The organism is Paenibacillus sp. 01T422, from assembly GCF_056398785.1.
The window spans coordinates 1-3,907 of the sequence record NZ_JBFTQB010000626.1 but is presented as its reverse complement, the minus strand read 5'-3'; the positions used below and the strand labels follow the sequence as shown (position 1 = coordinate 3,907).

3 protein-coding genes are annotated in these 3,907 nt (G+C 48.1%); 1 reads left to right on the top strand and 2 read right to left on the bottom strand.

Translation table 11 applies throughout. The annotated features are described in order from the left end of the window. Positions 1-1,809: TOMM precursor leader peptide-binding protein (locus AC1DUA_RS27570; protein ID WP_477502807.1), on the bottom strand; the 1,809-nt coding region annotated here is incomplete at its 3' end. Positions 1,810-2,045: 236 nt separating this feature from the next. Here AC1DUA_RS27570 and AC1DUA_RS27565 point away from each other — a divergent pair. After that, positions 2,046-3,644: a bacteriocin maturation protein gene (locus tag AC1DUA_RS27565; protein ID WP_477502806.1), complete on the top strand. Its 1,599-nt coding sequence runs from the start codon at positions 2,046-2,048 to the stop codon at positions 3,642-3,644. A gap of 89 nt (positions 3,645-3,733) precedes the next feature. Here AC1DUA_RS27565 and AC1DUA_RS27560 read toward each other — a convergent pair whose 3' ends face one another. Beyond that, on the bottom strand, positions 3,734-3,844 hold the full coding sequence (locus AC1DUA_RS27560; RefSeq protein ID WP_079412559.1) for a YjcZ family sporulation protein: 111 nt from the start codon (positions 3,842-3,844) through the stop codon (positions 3,734-3,736). Positions 3,845-3,907 lie beyond the last annotated feature (63 nt).

The following is a 3,907-nucleotide window of genomic DNA, read 5'->3' as shown; positions in this document are numbered from 1 at the left end:
CTTCAGACCCGTCAAGCGTTGCAAATGTTGTCCGAACGTCATCGGCAGCATGCCCGGAATCAGAACTTTTACGCAATGCAGCCCGTTTCGCAGCGTTTCCAGCGACGACTGATCCACTGCAATCACATCGAGGTTCAAGCGGCGAAACACCTTGATAATGTCCTTCAGATCATCGGTCAGATCCGCATGACTTGCTTTACGCTTGAACTCCTCGTCAAACGTTCTAAGCGGGCGTTGTCCGTCCAGCAAAAATTGCAGCCGCTCCTCTGCTTGTGGCAATCCATACAGCATGGCATGATCCTCCATTTGCAATACGAGAAACGGATCGTCTAGCATTTGCTTATAGTGTTCCAGACCCGCCTCAAATCTCTCTTGCAGGAAGACTAGCCTACCGGCCAACTCGTGAACGGCGCTTTTCGCGGCCCGTACGGGATCCAAGTGAGCTCCCGCCGCACAGATAAGATTCATCTTCCCGGTTCTGATGCTTTTCGCGAGTGCCCAAATGCTCGGAATCCCATTCTCCGTCGTCATGTTAAACAATTTCACATCGTATCCAGCTACTGCGCGCATCCTTTCGAGCATGAGCAGCAGTTCCTTATCGTTAGCGGAATAGGGGTCCAGGCAAGGGATAGGCAACTGCGCGTACCAGGTCATCAGGAACGAGTCGCGCTCTGTCACTTCCAAAATCCCATGTAAGACGGCTTCCTCCAAACTTCCGCCTAGCGCACACCCGTTGGAGCCTTCCTGGACAAAGCCACTTCCGAACCCCGAGCTGTAATAGGCGAGACTTTCTGGAATAAGAATCGGACACTTCCGCACTAGCGAATAGCCCCATACCCATTCGATCGGGAGGTCGGGATCAAACGGTTCGTACGTGAAATCTGGCTGCGCGTACTGTTCATTTGAATATAACCCAACCTTGGAGGGGTCAAGCGCTTGATCAGCAATATGGTTGAAGCTGTCGTAGATTACGGTACGTTTGCCACGGGGGGTTATACCGCAGTGTCGCTCCAATCCTTCCAAGATCGCGGTCACTTCGCTTTCTACATAAGAAAAGCTGCGACCTCCCGTTACCTCATCTCCCATCAGAAATGATGGCAGATTGACCCCTACGCCGGCAAACGGCGACACAAGGTCTAGCATCTTGGCATTAAAAATGCCTGTCCGGGAATCCATATAATCCTTGGCCAAATGTGGTTTAAGGTCGTCTATTGGACGGCTGCGGTAACTGTCGGCGCTTAGCTTCGGTCTCGGCTTGAGCGAAATCTTGGATGCCGCCGATGAATCGTCGGGCAAGCTGCCGCACACCTCACAGAGCGGGTCAGGCAGGAAGAAATGGAGCGAGCTATTCAGAGTTTCCAGGTTAACGATATACATATGCTCCTCTGTAAGGGCTCGGCTGCCCTGCATCACTCGCTCTATCTCTGCAATTAGCAAGTGAGCTGTATGCCAAATTCCTGAAGGCGAAGATTTTACACGTTGCAAGTCGCCTGGCGACGCCGTGAAACGTCGATTATCCGCACATTGGGAGCATCCTGGCGTGCGCGGACGAACGAGTGGGCCGACTATGCCCTCATCCATTGAAAGAAAGCCTCGCAACCACGGGATACCGACCTGTTGTAGAACCTCTTCAGCCTCGAAGTATCCGGAAGAAGGCCAGTCATCATGCAGTACCACTACCAATTTTGCCGCTTTCGGTATTTCAGAAGTGAAATCTGACTGTCGAACGACCTCATAACGGTCCAATAGTTCCCCGCATACGTAATYGGCTAATAAACCTTCCCCGACAGATGATAGGATAGCTTTCATGCAGTTTACCTCATCTCACAGCAATTTGCCCTTATAGCCCTATATTTAAGATGATTTCATTATATCTGTGTGATCACTATTATATGCGCGTATTGGACAATGTGCTTACATTTGCTTACTATGTATATCCAATTGTGGATGGACCTACTCGGTATAAGACATGAGGGACAAATAGCCATACATACTATTACTTGAGAAGAGTTGGGAAAGAGCGGGAATTACGAAGGGAGAATAAAATGACAAATATCAATCGTTTTCACCCCTATCGTCAGACCAAAATATTGGCGGTCGGCTCTGGTCCATTTTTGATTTCACTCATTTCTGCGCTGTTTGTATCCGGAATGCCCCATGTTCATGTGCTAGTCACTGGCTCTGAGCCGACTGATCAGCAACGGATGTTTAAACTGTTGGCTCATACTCGTAAAACAGACCCAGAGGCAACAATAGAGGAAGTTACCCTACAGACGGAAGGGATGAGTAGTTGGCGAGAGGCAGTGAGGCCGTTTGATTCAATTTTGTATGTGTCACAGGTAGGAGATATCGAGGAGCTGCGAATGCTTCACGCCATTTGCAGGGAGGAGAGGAAGGTGTTTCTTCCAGCAGTGTGTCTACATCAAGTGGGTCTCGCGGGTCCCCTTGTGCATCCCGACTCTGAGGGATGCTGGGAGTCTGCGTTTCGCAGCATTCACGAATCTGCGATTTATAAAGACCCTCAGTTGCACACCTTTTCTTCTACTGCGGGAGCAATATTAGCGAATGTGATCGTGTTTCAATTATTAAAAAAGATGACGGAAGCGAACGATGCGGAACAAAGTAATCAATTCTTCCTTCTTAATCTGGAGACATTGGAAGGGAAATGGCATTCGTTCATGCCTCATCCACTTGTCTCCGGATATACCGCAGCTGAGTGGATTTATGATTTTGATCAACAGCTCGAACGGAGATCAAGCAAAACGGAGAATGGATTGCTTACATACTTTAAAAGATTGACATCTGCTGAATCAGGGGTTTTTCATCTTTGGGAGGAGGGAGATTTAAAGCAGTTACCGCTCTCTCAATGTCGTGTTCAGGCAGTCGATCCGCTATCGGAAGGGCCAGCTAGGCTTCTGACAGACATTATTTGTGCAGATTTGACGCATGAGGGAGCGAGGCGGGAAGCGGGGCTGACCGGGATTGAAGCGTATGTATCTCGAATGGCCGGTCTGCTCGTCTCGACGCTTCCATCCTTGCGGGAATCAGAATGCATGAGGATAGGTCAGCAAGAATTTATTGGCGTTGGAGCAGGAGAAACAGTTGCAGAAGGCATTGGCCGAGGACTACAAAGGAGTTTGGCTGAGGTACTGAACAAGCGACAGGCACTTCAATTGCCATCTGTCATTCGAGTACAGTTGTCTACAATAGAAGATAAACACTGCCAGTTTTACTTGCAGGCTTTGACGACGATGATGGGAGCGCCAATGATTGGTGTAGGAGAGGAAGTATCCGGGTTCCCTGTGATGTGGGTTGGTACAAATGATCGTTGGTATGGCTGTACAGGTTTGAATATGACCTTGGCATTGCGAGATGTTTTGCAACAAGCTTTGATGGCGGCACAAAACCAACTGGCTTGCCTCGCATCGAAAGTATTGGAGGTATCATCAGTACATCTAGTCGAACAGTTACCTTTAATTTTTGAAATTCCTTCATGTGAAGTGACTTTAAAAACGGTTGTTCTGAAGTCCGCTTTACAGGTTTTGGAACGGAATCGTAAGCGGCTCTTGGTCTTGGACCTAGGAGCAAAACCGTTTTTGAAGGAGGAAATAGCAGGTGTGTTTGGCGTTTTGCTGCGAGGTTAACTTTTTATGATTTGAACAACAAGAAAAACGACCCCGCATATTATTGCGTGGCCGTTTTTTCTTGTTGTTTATTGTGTTGGACTAAGAAATTACCATACAAATGCGGATGTGATGATTACCAAAAGAATAAAGAGAACCAAAATAGCTGCTGCACTAGAACCGTAACCTGCACAACTTCCACCATAACCTACTGCTCCCATGTTTACTCATTCCCCTCTGGTGATTTGTTACTACGCTATAAGATATGTACATTAAGTAGATAT

Excerpts from the sequence above, each read along its gene's own strand:
- AC1DUA_RS27565 (WP_477502806.1), top strand. The coding sequence starts at position 2,046 with ATGACAAATATCAATCGTTTTCACCCCTATCGTCAGACCAAAATATTG.
- AC1DUA_RS27560 (WP_079412559.1), bottom strand. The coding sequence starts at position 3,844 with ATGGGAGCAGTAGGTTATGGTGGAAGTTGTGCAGGTTACGGTTCTAGT.